The sequence below is a fragment of the Pantoea sp. X-Soil-MYKO-1785 genome, from assembly GCF_059730675.1.
Genome location: NZ_AP036000.1, coordinates 3,307,066 through 3,323,380, shown reverse-complemented (window position 1 = coordinate 3,323,380; position 16,315 = coordinate 3,307,066). Strand labels below are relative to the sequence as shown.

Annotated in this window: 14 protein-coding genes; 11 read left to right on the top strand and 3 right to left on the bottom strand. The window is 56.8% G+C overall.

The genetic code is table 11. The features are described 5' to 3' along the window. Window positions 1-15 precede the first annotated feature (15 nt). The 4 genes from mazG (at window position 16) to queE (ending at window position 5,133) form a co-directional block, all read left to right on the top strand. A complete protein-coding gene (mazG, locus tag AC6I8D_RS15735; protein WP_497820441.1) occupies window positions 16-804 on the top strand; it encodes a nucleoside triphosphate pyrophosphohydrolase in 789 nt (262 codons plus the stop codon). 229 nt (window positions 805-1,033) lie between these two features. Further along, window positions 1,034-2,671 carry a glutamine hydrolyzing CTP synthase gene (pyrG, locus tag AC6I8D_RS15730; protein WP_312760557.1) on the top strand — a complete coding sequence of 546 codons (1,638 nt, stop codon included), beginning with the start codon at window positions 1,034-1,036 and terminating at the stop codon, window positions 2,669-2,671. Between the two features lie 76 nt (window positions 2,672-2,747). Further along, window positions 2,748-4,043 carry a phosphopyruvate hydratase gene (eno, locus tag AC6I8D_RS15725; RefSeq protein WP_069728892.1) on the top strand — a complete coding sequence of 432 codons (1,296 nt, stop codon included), beginning with the start codon at window positions 2,748-2,750 and terminating at the stop codon, window positions 4,041-4,043. Between the two features lie 418 nt (window positions 4,044-4,461). Continuing rightward, window positions 4,462-5,133, top strand: coding sequence for a 7-carboxy-7-deazaguanine synthase QueE (queE, locus tag AC6I8D_RS15720; RefSeq protein WP_497820440.1), 672 nt, complete (start codon window positions 4,462-4,464; stop codon window positions 5,131-5,133). 132 nt (window positions 5,134-5,265) lie between these two features. Here the strand turns inward: queE and queD are convergent, their stop codons facing one another. Beyond that, window positions 5,266-5,625: a 6-carboxytetrahydropterin synthase QueD gene (gene queD / locus AC6I8D_RS15715; RefSeq protein WP_312056283.1), complete on the bottom strand. Its 360-nt coding sequence runs from the start codon at window positions 5,623-5,625 to the stop codon at window positions 5,266-5,268. 299 nt (window positions 5,626-5,924) lie between these two features. Here queD and cysJ point away from each other — a divergent pair, with 299 nt between their 5' ends. Genes cysJ through AC6I8D_RS15700 form a run of 3 tightly spaced genes read left to right on the top strand, consistent with a single transcriptional unit; the run spans window position 5,925 to window position 10,185 of the window. Next, entirely contained in the window at window positions 5,925-7,733 is a 1,809-nt protein-coding gene (gene cysJ / locus AC6I8D_RS15710) for an NADPH-dependent assimilatory sulfite reductase flavoprotein subunit (protein WP_312760560.1), read from the top strand. Next, window positions 7,733-9,454, top strand: coding sequence for an assimilatory sulfite reductase (NADPH) hemoprotein subunit (gene cysI, locus AC6I8D_RS15705; protein WP_031374741.1), 1,722 nt, complete (start codon window positions 7,733-7,735; stop codon window positions 9,452-9,454). Before cysJ ends, cysI begins: the two co-directional genes overlap by 1 nt. After that, a complete protein-coding gene (locus tag AC6I8D_RS15700; RefSeq protein ID WP_046289598.1) occupies window positions 9,451-10,185 on the top strand; it encodes a phosphoadenylyl-sulfate reductase in 735 nt (244 codons plus the stop codon). The genes cysI and AC6I8D_RS15700 overlap by 4 nt, the downstream gene beginning before the upstream one ends. A 51-nt stretch (window positions 10,186-10,236) precedes the next feature. Here AC6I8D_RS15700 and AC6I8D_RS15695 read toward each other — a convergent pair whose 3' ends face one another. Beyond that, window positions 10,237-10,521, bottom strand: a complete 285-nt coding sequence (locus AC6I8D_RS15695; protein ID WP_312056278.1) for a YciI family protein — start codon at window positions 10,519-10,521, stop codon at window positions 10,237-10,239. A gap of 9 nt (window positions 10,522-10,530) precedes the next feature. Next, window positions 10,531-11,544 (bottom strand): aminopeptidase, encoded by a 1,014-nt coding sequence (locus AC6I8D_RS15690; protein WP_312056276.1) that lies wholly within the window; start codon window positions 11,542-11,544, stop codon window positions 10,531-10,533. A gap of 375 nt (window positions 11,545-11,919) precedes the next feature. Between AC6I8D_RS15690 and cysG the strand changes: the two genes are divergently transcribed. The 4 genes from cysG to cysC are packed head-to-tail and all read left to right on the top strand — an operon-like array spanning window position 11,920 to window position 16,297. Then, window positions 11,920-13,335, top strand: a complete 1,416-nt coding sequence (gene cysG, locus AC6I8D_RS15685; RefSeq protein WP_497820439.1) for a siroheme synthase CysG — start codon at window positions 11,920-11,922, stop codon at window positions 13,333-13,335. A gap of 9 nt (window positions 13,336-13,344) precedes the next feature. Then, window positions 13,345-14,253 carry a sulfate adenylyltransferase subunit CysD gene (gene cysD / locus AC6I8D_RS15680; protein WP_031374746.1) on the top strand — a complete coding sequence of 303 codons (909 nt, stop codon included), beginning with the start codon at window positions 13,345-13,347 and terminating at the stop codon, window positions 14,251-14,253. An 11-nt stretch (window positions 14,254-14,264) separates the two neighbouring features. Then, window positions 14,265-15,692 (top strand): sulfate adenylyltransferase subunit CysN, encoded by a 1,428-nt coding sequence (gene cysN, locus AC6I8D_RS15675; RefSeq protein WP_312056272.1) that lies wholly within the window; start codon window positions 14,265-14,267, stop codon window positions 15,690-15,692. After that, complete coding sequence (cysC, locus tag AC6I8D_RS15670) at window positions 15,692-16,297, top strand: adenylyl-sulfate kinase (protein WP_031374748.1); 606 nt, start codon at window positions 15,692-15,694, stop codon at window positions 16,295-16,297. Before cysN ends, cysC begins: the two co-directional genes overlap by 1 nt. The last annotated feature ends 18 nt before the right edge of the window (window positions 16,298-16,315 follow it).

Below are 16,315 nucleotides of genomic sequence, written 5' to 3'. Positions count from 1 at the left end.
AAAGGATTTTCCTGAATGAACGCCATCGATCGCCTGCTTGGCATTATGAAAACTCTACGCGATCCGCAACACGGCTGTCCGTGGGATCGTGAGCAGACCTTCGCCACCATCGCTCCGTATACGCTGGAGGAGACCTATGAAGTGCTGGACGCCATCCAGCGCGAGGATTTTGACGATCTGCGCGGCGAGTTGGGCGATCTGCTGTTCCAGGTGGTGTTTTATGCCCAGATGGCCAGCGAGCAGGATCGCTTTACCTTCGAAGATATCTGCCACGCCATCAGCGACAAGCTGGAGCGCCGTCATCCGCATATTTTTGCTGACGCCAGCGCGGAAACCAGTCGCGAGGTGCTGCAAAACTGGGAAACGATAAAAACCGCCGAGCGGGCGGAGAAAGCTCAGCATTCGGCGCTGGACGACATTCCTAAAGCGCTGCCGGCGCTGATGCGCGCCCATAAAATCCAGAAGCGTTGCCACAACGTCGGCTTTGACTGGGAGACGCTGGGGCCGGTGGTGGCCAAAGTACATGAAGAGATCGATGAAGTGATGCACGAGGCGCAGCAAAGCGTGGTGGACAGTCAGAAACTGGAGGAGGAGATCGGTGACCTGCTGTTCGCCACGGTAAACCTGTCGCGCCATCTCGGCAGCAAAGCGGAAACCGCGCTGCAAAAGGCCAATGACAAGTTTGAGCGCCGTTTCCGCCAGGTTGAAGCGATCATTGCCGCGCAGGGGCTGAGCATGCCTGGCGCCACGCTGGAACAGATGGAAGCGGCCTGGCAGCAGGTGAAAATCAGCGAGAAATGCTGATTATTCCAGCGCTGTGTATAAAATCGCCGCTTGAGCTTACACGATTCAGCGCGGCGACAACTTTGTGACGTACATCAACATTTCATTAACGGCTATCCGCTATGTTAGCCGCAGCACTGCGTTGGAGGATGGCTGTGATTCATCAATTGTGGCTGATAGCGGTTTCCAGTATACTGTTTTCCCGTCCTGGTTATTCCACCGTCTTTAAACCTAAACTCTCAGGTTCAGCATGACAACGAATTATATTTTTGTGACCGGCGGGGTCGTATCCTCTCTGGGTAAAGGCATTGCCGCAGCCTCCCTCGCAGCCATTCTCGAAGCCCGTGGTCTTAACGTGACCATCATGAAGCTGGACCCGTATATCAACGTGGATCCAGGCACCATGAGCCCGACTCAGCACGGTGAAGTTTTCGTCACTGATGATGGGGCTGAAACCGATCTGGATTTGGGTCACTACGAGCGCTTCATTCGCACTAAAATGTCGCGTCGTAATAACTTCACCACTGGCCGTATCTACTCTGAAGTGCTGCGTAAAGAACGCCGCGGCGACTATCTGGGTGCCACGATTCAGGTAATTCCACACATCACCAACGCCATCAAAGAGCGCATCATTGAAGGCGGCGAAGGCCACGATGTGGTGCTGGTCGAAATCGGCGGCACGGTCGGCGATATCGAATCACTGCCGTTCCTCGAAGCCATTCGTCAGATGGCGGTGGATGTGGGTCGTGAGCACACCATGTATATGCACCTGACGCTGGTGCCGTATATGGCGGCAGCCGGTGAAGTGAAAACCAAACCGACCCAGCACTCGGTCAAAGAGCTGCTCTCTATCGGTATCCAGCCTGACGTGCTGATCTGCCGTTCTGACCGCGCCGTGCCAGCCAACGAACGCGCCAAAATCGCGCTGTTCTGTAACGTGCCGGAAAAAGCGGTTATTTCGCTGAAAGATGTCGATTCGATTTACAAGATCCCGGGCATGCTGAAGTCGCAGGGCCTGGATGACTATATCTGCAAACGCTTCAATCTGAATGCCCCGGAAGCCAACCTGGCCGAGTGGGAGCAGGTGATTTATGAAGAAGCCAATCCGGGCGGTGAAGTCACCATCGGGATGGTCGGCAAGTACGTTGAACTGCCGGATGCTTATAAATCAGTGATTGAAGCGCTGAAGCACGGCGGCCTGAAAAATCGCGTCACCGTGAACATCAAACTGATCGACTCGCAGGATGTCGAATCACGCGGTGTCGAATTACTGAAAGATTTGGATGCGATTCTGATTCCAGGTGGCTTCGGTTACCGTGGCGTCGAAGGCAAGCTGATGACCGCGCAGTACGCACGCGAAAATAACGTGCCGTATCTCGGCATCTGTCTTGGCATGCAGGTGGCATTGATGGAGTTCGCCCGTAACGTTGCCGGGATGGAAGGCGCCAACTCCACTGAATTTGTGCCAGACTGTAAATATCCGGTAGTGGCGTTAATTACCGAATGGCGTGACGAAAACGGCAACGTTGAAGTGCGCAGCGAGCAGAGCGATCTGGGCGGCACCATGCGTCTGGGCAGCCAGCAGTGTCAGTTAACCCCGGGCAGCCAGGTTCACCAGCTGTACGGTTCTGACACCATCGTTGAGCGCCATCGTCATCGTTATGAAGTTAACAACATGCTGCTGAAGCCGATTGAAGCAGCCGGTCTGCGGGTTGCGGGTCGCTCAGGGGATGATCAACTGGTTGAGATTATCGAAATCCCGAACCATCCATGGTTTGTGGCTTGCCAGTTCCACCCGGAGTTTACCTCAACACCACGTGATGGCCATCCGTTGTTTGCCGGCTTTGTCAAAGCGGCACATGAGCATCAGAAGCGTTTAGCGAAGTAAGATTCACGAGCAGCGCGCGAACTTTTCGCGCGTTGTTTGTCTTAGGATTGACTAACTTGTACTGAGGAAAAACGTAATGTCCAAAATCGTAAAAGTCATCGGTCGCGAAATTATCGACTCACGTGGTAACCCGACTGTTGAAGCAGAAGTGCATCTGGAAGGCGGTTTCGTTGGTCTGGCAGCAGCGCCATCAGGAGCTTCTACCGGTTCACGCGAAGCACTGGAACTGCGTGACGGTGACAAATCTCGTTTCCTGGGCAAAGGCGTCACCAAAGCGGTTGCTGCGGTAAACGGCCCGATTGCTGAAGCGGTAAAAGGCAAAGACGCGAAAGATCAGGCGAACATCGATAAAATCATGATCGACCTGGACGGTACTGAGAACAAATCCAACTTCGGTGCTAACGCCATTCTGGCGGTGTCACTGGCGGCGGCGAAAGCGGCAGCAGCCTCTAAAGGTCAGCCACTGTATGAGCACATCGCTGAACTGAACGGCACCCCAGGCAAATATTCTATGCCACTGCCAATGATGAACATCATCAACGGCGGCGAGCATGCCGACAACAACGTTGATATCCAGGAATTCATGATTCAGCCGGTTGGCGCTTCAAACGTGAAAGAAGCGATCCGTATGGGTTCTGAAGTATTCCATAACCTGGCGAAAGTGCTGAAAAGCAAAGGCATGAGCACAGCGGTAGGTGACGAAGGTGGCTATGCGCCAAACCTGGGTTCCAACGCTGAAGCGCTGGCGGTTATCGCTGAAGCGGTAAAAGCAGCAGGCTACGAGCTGGGCAAAGACATCACGCTGGCGATGGACTGTGCGGCCTCTGAGTTCTACAAAGATGGCAAATACGTGCTGGCCGGTGAAGGCGGTAAAGCCTTTACTTCAGAAGAGTTCACTCACTTCCTCGAAGATCTGACTAAGCAGTATCCGATCGTCTCTATCGAAGATGGCCTGGACGAATCTGACTGGGATGGCTTCGCGTATCAGACTAAAGTTCTGGGCGACAAAATCCAGCTGGTGGGTGATGACCTGTTCGTGACCAACACCAAAATCCTGAAAGAAGGTATCGAAAAAGGTATCGCTAACTCCATTCTGATCAAATTCAACCAGATCGGTTCTCTGACCGAAACGCTGGCAGCGATCAAAATGGCGAAAGATGCGGGCTACACTGCGGTGATCTCTCACCGTTCAGGCGAAACCGAAGATGCAACCATCGCTGACCTGGCGGTAGGTACTGCAGCGGGCCAGATCAAAACCGGTTCAATGAGCCGTTCTGACCGTGTTGCTAAGTACAACCAGCTGATCCGTATCGAAGAAGCGCTGGGTTCTAAAGCGCCATTCAACGGTCTGAAAGAAGTTAAAGGTCAGTAATAACTGTGCGTTGATGTCGCGTTAAGTGACATTATCGGCCTCTGAAGCCCCGCCTTGTGCGGGGCTTTTTGTTGGTGGCGGTGTGCAGACGCGGATGGCAAGGCCCGATCGCAAAGATGCAAAAGTGGCATCCCTGCTGGCTCGGCCCGCGCGATTACGCACCTCATCCCTGAGGTGCGCCCGTTACCGGGCCATCGCTTTGCGTTGTTCAAAAACGCCCCCGGCGTTTATGTCCTAAGCGCGTGACGCTTTGCTCTTCGATCCTTGCCATCCACGTTTTGAGCCTGTTAGCCGTCTGAAGCCCCTCTTTTGTGACGTTTTAGCTTTTGTCCGGCGCGGAGAAAAGGCACAACGCGTGGTTGAGCTGCGCGACAAATCTGCCATAATCAGCGCCCTGTTTTTTTCAAGCGAGTCCGTAATGCAATACCCGATTAACGAAATGTTCCAGACGCTGCAGGGCGAAGGTTTTTATACCGGCGTACCCGCCATCTTCATCCGCTTACAGGGATGTCCGGTGGGCTGTAGCTGGTGTGATACCAAACATACCTGGGAAAAGCGGGCGGATCGGGAAACGTCGCTGGGCGATATTTTAATTAAAACCGTGGAAAGTGATGCCTGGGGCGATGCCGATGCGGCAACCTTGCTGAACGCCATCCAGCAGCAGGGCTGGACCGCGCGCCATGTGGTAATCACCGGCGGTGAACCGGCGATCTACGATCTGCGTCCGTTAACCACGGTGCTGGAGCAGCACGGCTTCCAGTGCCAGATTGAGACCAGCGGCACCCATCAGATCGATTGTTCTGACCAGACCTGGGTAACGGTTTCACCCAAGGTTAATATGCGTGGCGGCTATGATGTGCTGCCGCAGGCGCTGGTTCGGGCTGATGAAATCAAACATCCGGTGGCGCGCCAGCGTGATGTCGAGGCGCTGGATGCGCTGCTGGCCAGCCTTGATGACGCGAAACCGCGCATCATTGCCTTACAGCCGATCAGCCGCAAAGATGAAGCGACCCGACTCTGTATCGAGACCTGTATTGCGCGCAACTGGCGTTTGTCGATGCAAACTCACAAATATCTCAATATCGCCTGACAGAAGCGGGCGGCAGGCAGCGGCACCTCAGCCATGGGGTGTCCCGCCAGGCAAGCGGTCCGCAGGGGAGTTGGCCGTTTCGGGGATTCAGGGAAGCAGCAGCGCCGGATCGAAGGGTTCGATCCGACAGCGTTAACCGCGGTAGACGCAACCGGCAGTACAGGTCTCTTTGATCATCACTGCGCTGAGCAGCGGCAGGCGAGGCTTCATCTGATCCCAAATCCATTTTGCCAGCACTTCGCTGGTCGGGTTTTCCAGCCCAGGAATATCATTGAGATAGTAGTGATCGAGACGATCGTAGACCGGCTTAAACGCCGCTTTTAATTCGGCAAAATCGATCACCCAACCGGTGTGCGCATCCACTTCGCCGGTAACCTCCAGACGAACCAGGAAGGAGTGACCGTGCAGACGACCGCATTTGTGTCCGGCCGGCACGTTAGGTAAATGGTGTGCGGCTTCGAACTGGAACTCTTTAAATAAAGTGGTAGACATAGTGGATCTCAGACATTAAAAAACCGCTGAATTCTACCTGATAACCGCATTTTTCGCACTCAGATCACACAATGCGCTCGCGTTGTGGCCGATTTCCCGCTCTGGTCCCAGCTAATTAACTGATATATCGCCGCTTTGCTTACCACTTTTGCCGATTAATCCTACCAGGAAAACCATTTAGTCATTTTGGTTATTTGATATGTCGAAGGTGTATTTAATCGTTAATATACGGGCCGGTAACCTACGCACTCTTCCGCCATTTTACGGTCCGGACTTCTGATACTGGAATTTTTAACGCGATGACGACTCAGGCACCAGGTTCACTGCTTCCGCTCTCCCCGGAACAACTCGCTCGCTTACAGGCGGCGACGACCGATTATTCCCCCACCCAGCTGGCGTGGCTGTCAGGTTATTTCTGGGGCAGGGTAGAACAGACCCCAGGTAACGCAGTGGCCAGCGCCCCGGCACCGGCCGCTGCCGAAGCGCCAGCGATTACGCTGCTCTCTGCTTCGCAGACCGGCAATGCCCGCCGCCTGGCTGAACAGTTGCGTGATGACCTGCAGGCAGCCAGACTGAATGTAAACCTGGTCAATGCCGGTGATTATAAATTCAAACAAATCGGTCAGGAAAAGCTGCTGGTGGTGGTGACATCCACCCAGGGTGAAGGGGAGCCGCCGGAAGAGGCGGTTGCGCTGCATAAATTCCTGATGTCGAAAAAGGCCCCGAAAATGGACGGCGCTGCGTTTGCGGTGTTTGGTCTGGGCGATACCTCTTATGAGTTTTTCAGCAAAGCGGGCAAAGATTTTGACAGCCGGCTGGCGGAGCTGGGCGCAGAGCGGTTGCTGGATCGGGTAGATGCTGACGTTGAGTATGCCGATCAAGCCACGGCCTGGCGCAGTGCGCTGACAGAGATTTTAAAGCAGCGCGTGCCGACTGAATCCGCGACGCAGGCCGCCGCCACCGCTGCGGGCAGCGTCAATGAAGTCACCACCAGCCCCTACACCAAAGAGGCGCCGCTCAGCGCCACACTGGCGGTGAACCAGAAAATTACCGGTCGCGATTCTGACAAAGATGTCCGCCACATCGAAATCGATCTGGGTGAGTCAGGTCTGCGCTACCAGCCCGGCGATGCGCTGGGTGTCTGGTATGAAAACGATAGCGCCCTGGTCAGCGAACTGCTGGAACTGGTCTGGCTGAAAGGTGACGAGCCGGTTGAGGTGCAGGGCGCGACCCTGCCGCTGGCCGAAGCGCTGCAAAAACATTTTGAGCTGACGGTTAATACGGCGCAGATCGTCGCGCAGTATGCCCAGCTGTCGCGTGATGCCGAGCTGCTGGCGCTAGTGGATGATAAAGCCCGGCTGCAACAGTATGCGCAGCGCTATCCAATTGTTGACATGATCCGGCTGGCGCCGGCGGAGCTGAGTGCAGCGCAGCTGACCTCACTGCTGCGTCCCCTGACGCCGCGGCTCTACTCTATCGCTTCTTCACAGGCGGAAACCGATACTGAAGTGCATATCACCGTCGGTGCAGTACGCTTTGATATTGAAGGTCGCCAGCGCGGCGGCGGCGCCTCAACCTGGCTGGCCGATCGGGTCGAAGAAGAGGGCGAAGTGCGGGTGTTTATCGAGCACAACGATAACTTCCGCCTGCCAGCTAACCCGGAGGCACCGGTGATCATGATTGGACCAGGCACCGGTATCGCGCCGTTCCGCGCCTTTATGCAGCAGCGCGAAAACGACGGCGCCAGCGGCAAAAACTGGCTGTTCTTTGGCAATCCGCACTTCACCGATGATTTCCTCTATCAGGTGGAGTGGCAGAAATATGTGAAAGAGGGTCTGCTGACCCGAATCGATCTGGCCTGGTCACGCGATCAGGCAGAGAAGGTGTACGTACAGGATAAGATCCGCGCCAACGGAGCGGAAGTGTGGCGCTGGTTGCAGGAAGGCGCGCACCTTTACGTCTGCGGCGATGCAAATCGCATGGCAAAGGACGTTGAGCAGGCATTACTGGATGTGGTGGTCGAGCACGGCGGAATGGATCGTGAAGCGGCCGACGAATTTTTAAGTGAGCTGCGCATTGAGCGCCGTTATCAGCGAGACGTTTACTAATGAGCGAAAAACACCCTGGACCGCTGGTTGTAGAAGGCAAATTAGCCGACGCTGAGCGCCTGAAGAAGCAGAGTAACTATCTGCGCGGCACCATTCGTGAAGATCTCGAAGAGGGCCTGACCGGCGGCTTTACCGGCGACAACTTCCTGCTGATCCGTTTTCACGGTATGTACCAGCAGGACGACCGCGATATTCGTGCCGAGCGTGCTGAGCAGAAGCTTGAGCCGCGTCATGCGATGATGCTGCGCTGCCGACTGCCGGGCGGGATTATCACCCCAACGCAGTGGCTGGCGATCGACAAGTTTGCCAGCGAGAAGACCCTGTATGGCAGCATCCGTCTGACCAACCGTCAGACCTTCCAGTTTCACGGCATTCTGAAAAAGAACGTTAAACCGACTCACCAGATGCTGCATGAAGTCGGACTGGATGCGCTGGCAACCGCCAACGATGTTAACCGCAACGTGCTTTGCACCTCTAACCCGGTGGAGTCGGAACTGCATCAGGAAGCGTACGAGTGGGCGAAAAAACTGTCGGAGCATCTGCTGCCGCGGACCCGCGCCTACGCTGAGATCTGGTGGGATCAGGAGAAAGTCGCGACCACCGATGAAGAGCCGATCCTCGGTGAGACTTACCTGCCGCGTAAATTTAAAACTACCGTGGTGATCCCACCGCATAACGATGTGGATCTGCACGCCAACGATCTCAACTTCATCGCCGTGGCCGAGAAGGGCAAGCTGGTGGGCTTCAACCTGCTAGTCGGTGGTGGGCTGTCGATTGAGCACGGTAACAAAGCCACTTACGCCCGTACCGCCAGCGAGTTTGGTTATTTCCCGCTGGAGAAGATCCTTGATGTGGCCGAAGCGGTGGTGACCACCCAGCGCGACTGGGGTAACCGCACCGATCGTAAGAATGCCAAAACCAAATACACCCTGGAACGCGTCGGGGTTGATACCTTCAAAGCGGAAGTGGAGAAACGGGCTGGCGTCACCTTTGAACCGATCCGTCCGTACGAATTCACCACCCGTGGCGATCGGATTGGCTGGATTAAAGGCATCGACAATAAATGGCACCTGACGCTGTTTATTGAGAATGGTCGTCTGCTGGATTATCCCGACCGTCCGCTGAAAAGCGGTGTGGCCGAAATTGCCAAAATCCACCAGGGCGATTTCCGCCTGACGGCCAACCAGAACCTGATTGTGGCGGGCGTGCCGGAAAGCGAGAAAGCGAAGATTGAAGCGATTGCCCGCGCGCATGGGCTGATGGAAAACGTCTCGGCGCAACGTGAGAACTCAATGGCCTGCGTCGCGTTCCCGACCTGTCCGCTGGCGATGGCTGAAGCTGAACGCTTCCTTCCTGCCTTCGTGACCAAAGTCGAAGCGATCATGCACGGTCACGGCGTGGGTGATGAGCACATAGTGTTACGCGTTACCGGTTGTCCCAACGGTTGTGGCCGTGCCATGCTGGCTGAACTCGGTCTGGTTGGCAAAGCGCCAGGCCGCTACAACCTGCATATCGGCGGCAATCGCATCGGCACACGCATTCCGCGGATGTACCGTGAAAACATTAACGAAAACGAAATTCTCGCCACCATTGATGAACTGGTGGGACGCTGGGCCAAAGAGCGCCATGCCGCTGAAGGCTTTGGTGACTTCGTGATCCGCGCGGGCATCGTTGCGCCTGTGCTGGACCCGGCGCGCGATTTCTGGGAGGAGGCAAAATGAGTCAGATTGACCTCGCAGCACTGAATGAAATGTCCAAAGTCCAGCGCGCGATGGCGCTGGCGGCCACCAATGCGCAGCTGGAGAAGTCGTCAGCTGAAGCGCGGGTGAGTTGGGCGCTGGAGAATCTGCCGGGCGCCTATGTGCTCTCCTCCAGCTTCGGCATTCAGGCGGCGGTGTCACTGCATATGGTGACGCGTCAGCAGCCCGATATTCCGGTGATCCTCACCGATACCGGCTACCTGTTCCCGGAAACCTATCGCTTTATTGATGAGCTGGCAGACCAGCTCAATCTTAACCTCAAGGTGTTCCGTGCTGAGACCTCTCCGGCCTGGCAGGAAGCGCGCTACGGCAAGCTGTGGGAGCAGGGCGTTGAGGGGATTGAGAAGTACAACGACATCAATAAAGTGGAACCGATGAATCGCGCCCTGGAAACGCTTGGTGCGCAGACCTGGTTTGCTGGCCTGCGTCGCGATCAGTCCGGCAGCCGGGCCAATCTGCCGGTGCTCGGCGTGCAGCGCGGGGTGTTTAAGCTGCTGCCGATCATCGACTGGGATAACCGCCAGATTCATCAGTATCTGCAGCAGCACAATCTGAAATACCATCCGTTGTGGGATCAGGGCTATCTGTCGGTAGGCGATACCCACACTACCCGCAAATGGGAGCCCGGGATGGCAGAAGAAGAGACGCGCTTTTTCGGCCTCAAGCGCGAGTGCGGCCTGCACGAAGGGTAGCGGTTTTGTGTCCGGCTTCTCTGCGGATACGCCGCCAGAGAAGCCGGTTGTTTACTGACCTTTCAGGCCCGCAAACTCCGCCGCCGCCCGCGTAACGTTCACCCGGGTCACCGTGTAGTGCGCCACCTCAACAAACGGATCTTCCGCCAGCAGCGCATCCAGTTGCTGGCGCGGCATCTCCTTCATCAGCAGTAATCCGCCGGTTCGTGGATCTTTACGTCCCGCCGCGATCACCGCCCCAGCATCAAAATAGCGATCCAGCCACGCAATATGCGCCGCCAGCAACGCTTCTACCTCATCCATCGGACGAAAATAATCGAGAGAGACCACGTACATAACCGTTCCTTAGACTTTAGGGTTGGTGAGTTCACTCAGCAGCGGCAGCAAAACGTTGACGCTGTCGCGGGTGCGGACGGTAATCCGGCCGGGCAGCCAGCGGTCGAGGTAGCTGAGGTTATCCCGATCGGTCTGATGTCGGGTGGTGCCTTCAGGAAAATGGCTACTGCGATGACGCTGCTGCGCCCCGTCCTGGTTGCCCAGCGTCCAGTTGCTGGCCGTGACATCAAGTAGCGGAAAGCCCGCTTTATCAAAAGCGTTCAGGCCGTCGACATCCTTGCGGTTTAACTGATGGCTGGCAGCAGAAATGCCGTGCTGACGCGCCAGCAGCAAGGCGCGTTCGCTGGTCTGCTTGCGTACCGCTCGTGGCGTATTCATTCCGCTGTTGAAATAGAGGTGATCGCCGGTAATCAGGCTGTTGAGATCGATCACCAGTAGGGTGTTTTTCTTCTCTCTGGCGCTCATCCGTTCAACATAATCGTCCATGCCGTGCATCTCCGCCTCACCGGCGCTGAGCGCTACGAAGCGCACGCCATAGTGCAGCGGTCGCTGGCTGAGCTGTTGCGCCAGTTCCAGCATCACGCCGAGACCCGAGGCATTATCATCCACCCCCTGCAGGCGAAGGCCGCCGAGGTTGTGGTTGGTCTGACTGCTGTTGTGCGGCGTCCAGGTATCCAGATGCGCGACGATCAGAATCTCCTGCGGTTCACTGCCGGCACGGGCCGCAATCACCGAGGTCGCCGTCAGCTTATGCCAGCGTAACGTGCCGTCGTTTTCCTGCCAGTTGTAGCCGGTGTTGAACTGTCGGGTATTGGTTTTGAAACCGAGTGCGGTAAATTGCTGCTGCAGATAGTCGGCCGCCATCAGTTCGGCCGGACTGCCGGTCATCCGGCCAGGAAAATAGGTAGCGATGTGACGAACCTGCTGTTCGGCAAAGTGGCCGGGCTGACTGGCAAGCGCCAGTGGCGAAATTAGCGCGCCAATTAAAACCGCCGCTGCCCTCAATCGGAGGGAAAAAAACATAGTGCATCCTTTTTCATTTTTCAGATACCGGTCCGGCATGCTGCATCGTCCCGTCATGCCGGGCGCTATTATAGCCTTTTTGTTGCGGCGCACTATCGACAGAATCAGACCGGCAGGCGCAGCGTACCGGGCTGCGGCTGGCAGTTTTCTGTTTTTGAGGAAAGTCAGCCGGATTTTTACGGCTTTCATTAGCTGATAATCTGTGAGCAAGGTCACGGATAAACCATTAATTATCCGTCGTTAAGATCAAATTGTTCTGTGCTTTGCGGGCCCGTTATTCCATTCGGTAACTACTCATTCCAATTCGTAATTTCATCTGGATAAACTCAGGGACGTATAGTCGCGTTAACGCAAAGTTACAACACTAAGGTTAACGTGGACTATCTGCCCCTTTTTGCCGATCTCTCTGGCCGCCCGGTTCTGGTTGTCGGCGGTGGAGATATCGCAGCACGAAAAATTGAACTGCTGCGTCGTGCGCGTGCGCGCGTGCAGATTGCCGCGCGAGAACTCTGCCCTGAACTGCAGGCGCTGCTTGAGACGCAGCAGCTGGAGTGGCTGGCGACCGCGTTTGATCCTGCCCAGCTCGACGGCGTCTTCCTGGTGATCGCCGCCACCGATGACAATTCCCTTAACGCGGCGGTCTTCGAGGCGGCCAACGCGCGCCAGAAGCTGGTGAACGTGGTGGACGATCAACCGAAATGCAGCTTTATCTTCCCCTCGATTGTTGACCGCTCACCGCTGGTGGTGGCGATCTCCTCCAGCGGCACCGCGCCGGTGCTGGCGCGCATGCTGCGTGAAAAGCTGGAGACGCTGCTGCCCGCTAACCTCGGCCAGATGGCTGAGGTGGCCGGACAGTGGCGTGACAAAGTTAAACAGCGTTTTCACCGCATGTCTGACCGCCGCCGTTTCTGGGAGCGGGCATTCAACGGCCTGTTCGCCAGCCAGATGTCGGCCGGCAATGTGGATGAGGCGAAACGTACGCTGGACCGTGAGCTGCTCGATGAACCAGGCCGACAGGGTGAAATTATTCTGGTGGGTGCCGGTCCGGGCGACAGCGGTCTGCTGACGCTGCGCGGCCTGCAGGTGATGCAACTGGCCGATGTGGTGCTGTATGACCATCTGGTCAGTGACGAGGTGCTGGAGCTGGTTCGCCGCGATGCCGATCGCATCTGCGTCGGTAAACGGGCGGGCGCGCATTCGGTGCCGCAGGAAGAGACCAATCAGATGCTGGTTAAGCTGGCGCTGCAGGGCAAGCGGGTGGTGCGCCTCAAGGGTGGCGATCCGTTTATCTTTGGCCGCGGCGGCGAAGAGCTGCAGGCGGCACAGCAGGCTGGCATTCCGTTTCAGGTGGTGCCGGGCGTCACCGCCGCCGCCGGAGCCACCGCTTACGCGGGTATTCCGCTGACTCACCGCGATTATGCGCAGAGCGTGATGTTTATTACCGGTCATTGTCGCCCGGATGGTGACGACATTGACTGGCCGTCGCTGGCGCGTGCGCGTCAGACGCTGGCGATCTATATGGGCACGGTGAAGGCGGCGCTGATTAGCGAAGCGCTGATTCAGCACGGCCGCGCGCCGTCGACGCCGGTAGCGGTGATCAGCCGCGGCACCCGACAGGATCAACAGGTGCTGACCGGTACCTTAGAACAACTCGAGGCGCTGGCCGCCTCGGCACCCACTCCGGCACTGCTGGTGATCGGAGAGGTGGTCAATTTGCACGGGCAACTCGCCTGGTTTCAACATTCGGCACAGCAGGGGGCTCGCGAGTCCGCCGTTGTCAATCTGGCTTGAGGGAAAATCATGGACCAAAAACGACTCACTCATCTGCGTCAGCTAGAGGCGGAGAGTATCCACATCATTCGCGAAGTGGCGGCGGAGTTCAGCAACCCGGTGATGATGTACTCAATCGGTAAAGACTCCTCAGTGATGCTGCACCTGGCGCGTAAAGCCTTTTATCCTGGCACGCTGCCGTTCCCGCTGCTGCATGTGGACACCGGCTGGAAATTCCGCGAAATGTATGAGTTTCGCGATCGCACCGTCAAAGCGATGGGCGCGGAGCTGCTGGTTCACCGCAACCCGGAAGGAGTGGCGATGGGCATCAATCCGTTTGTGCACGGCAGCGCCAAACATACCGACATCATGAAAACCGAAGGGCTGAAGCAGGCGCTGAACAAATACGGTTTTGATGCCGCTTTCGGTGGCGCACGCCGTGATGAAGAGAAGTCGCGCGCTAAAGAGCGTATCTACTCGTTCCGTGACCGCTTTCATCGCTGGGACCCTAAAAACCAGCGTCCGGAGCTGTGGCACAACTACAACGGCCAGATTAATAAGGGCGAAAGCATCCGCGTTTTCCCGCTGTCGAACTGGACTGAACTGGATATCTGGCAGTACATCTTCCTGGAAAACATTGAGATCGTGCCGCTTTACCTCGCCGCACCGCGTCCGGTACTGGAACGCGATGGCATGCTGATGATGATCGATGACGATCGTATCAACCTGCAGCCGGGCGAAGTGATCAAACAGCGCATGGTGCGTTTCCGTACTCTCGGCTGCTGGCCGCTGACCGGCGCGGTGGAATCTGAAGCGCAGACGCTGCCGGAGATCATTGAAGAGATGCTGGTCTCCACCACCAGTGAGCGTCAGGGGCGGGTGATCGACCGCGATCAGTCCGGTTCGATGGAACTGAAAAAACGTCAGGGTTATTTCTAAGGAGACGCCAGATGAATACCGTAATTGCACAACAGATTGCCGACCAGGGCGGCGTTGAAGCCTGGCTGACCGCTCAACAACACAAAAGCCTGCTGCGTTTTCTCACCTGCGGCAGCGTCGATGATGGCAAAAGCACCCTGATTGGTCGCCTGCTGCACGACACCCGTCAGATCTATGAAGATCAGCTCTCTTCGCTGCATAACGACAGTAAACGTCACGGTACCCAGGGCGAAAAGCTCGATCTGGCACTGCTGGTAGACGGCCTGCAGGCAGAGCGGGAGCAGGGCATCACCATTGATGTTGCCTATCGCTATTTCTCTACCGAAAAGCGCAAGTTTATCATCGCCGATACCCCGGGCCACGAGCAGTACACCCGTAACATGGCAACCGGCGCGTCAACCTGCGATCTGGCGATCCTGCTGATTGATGCGCGTAAAGGGGTGCTGGATCAGACCCGTCGTCACAGCTTTATCTCGACGCTGCTGGGCATCAAGCACCTGGTGGTGGCGATCAACAAGATGGACCTGGTGGACTACAAACAGGATACCTTCGAGCAAATCAAACAGGATTACCTCGATTTTGCCGCCCAGCTGCCGGAAGATCTTGATATCCGCTTTGTGCCGATGTCGGCGCTGGAAGGGGATAACGTGGCGTCAGCCAGCCAGACCATGCCATGGTACAGCGGCCCGACGCTGCTTGACGTGCTGGAAACGGTTGAGCTGAAGCGGGTGGTGGATCATCAGCCGATGCGTTTCCCGGTCCAGTACGTCAACCGCCCGAACCTCGATTTCCGTGGCTATGCCGGTACGCTGGCGTCGGGCAGCGTGCAGGTCGGACAGCGGGTCAAAGTGCTGCCATCTGGCGTCGAATCCAGCATCGCCCGCATTGTGACCTTTGATGGCGATCTGCAGGAAGCCGGGGCCGGTGAAGCGATTACGCTGGTGCTGCAGGATGAGATTGATATCAGCCGTGGCGATCTGCTGGTGGATGCCAGCGCTGAGCTGAGCGCCGTGCAGTCCGCCAGCGTGGATGTGGTGTGGATGGCGGAACAGCCGTTGCAGGCTGGTCAGAGCTATGACGTGAAAATCGCCGGTAAAAAAGCGCGTGGCCGGGTTGAGAAAGTGCTGCACCAGGTGGAGATCAACTCGCTGGAAACGCGCCATGTCGATTCGCTGCCGCTCAACGGCATTGGTCTGATTGAGATGACCTTTGATGAGCCGATGGTGCTCGACAGCTATCAGCAGAATCCGGTGACCGGCGGCATGATCTTTATCGATCGCCTGAGCAACGTCACGGTGGGTGCCGGCATGATCCATCAGCCGAAACAGGATGCGCCAGCCCATCAGGGGCAATTCAGCGCCTTCGAGCTGGAACTGAATGCGCTGGTGCGCCGTCATTTCCCACACTGGAATGCGCGCGATCTGCTGGGCGGTCAATAATGGCCGGCCACGATGATAATGTGGTGTGGCATGACCATCCGGTGACCCGCGCCGCACGTGAACAGCAGCATGGCCATCAGGGCGTGGTGTTGTGGTTTACCGGGCTCTCTGGCTCGGGAAAATCAACCGTGGCGGGCGCGCTGGAGCAGGCGCTGCACCGCATTGGCGTCAGCACCTACCTGCTGGATGGCGACAATGTGCGTCACGGGCTGTGCCGCGATCTCGGCTTCAGCGATGACGATCGCAAAGAGAACATTCGTCGGGTCGGCGAAGTGGCGAAACTGATGGTGGACGCCGGACTGGTGGTGCTGACCGCCTTTATTTCGCCGCACCGCGCCGAGCGTCAGATGGTGCGCGACCTGCTGGAGCCGGGCCAGTTTATTGAGGTGTTTGTCGATACGCCGCTGGCGGTATGCGAAGCGCGCGATCCCAAGGGACTCTATCGCAAAGCACGCGCTGGTGAACTGCGTAATTTCACCGGTATCGATAGCGTATACGAGGCGCCAGAAAGCCCGGATATCCAGCTGGAGGGCGAACAATTGGTTACAAAACTTGCCGCCCAATTGTTAGACCTGCTGCGTGACCGCGATATCATCAGATCCTGAACAGACAGCGGCAAATCG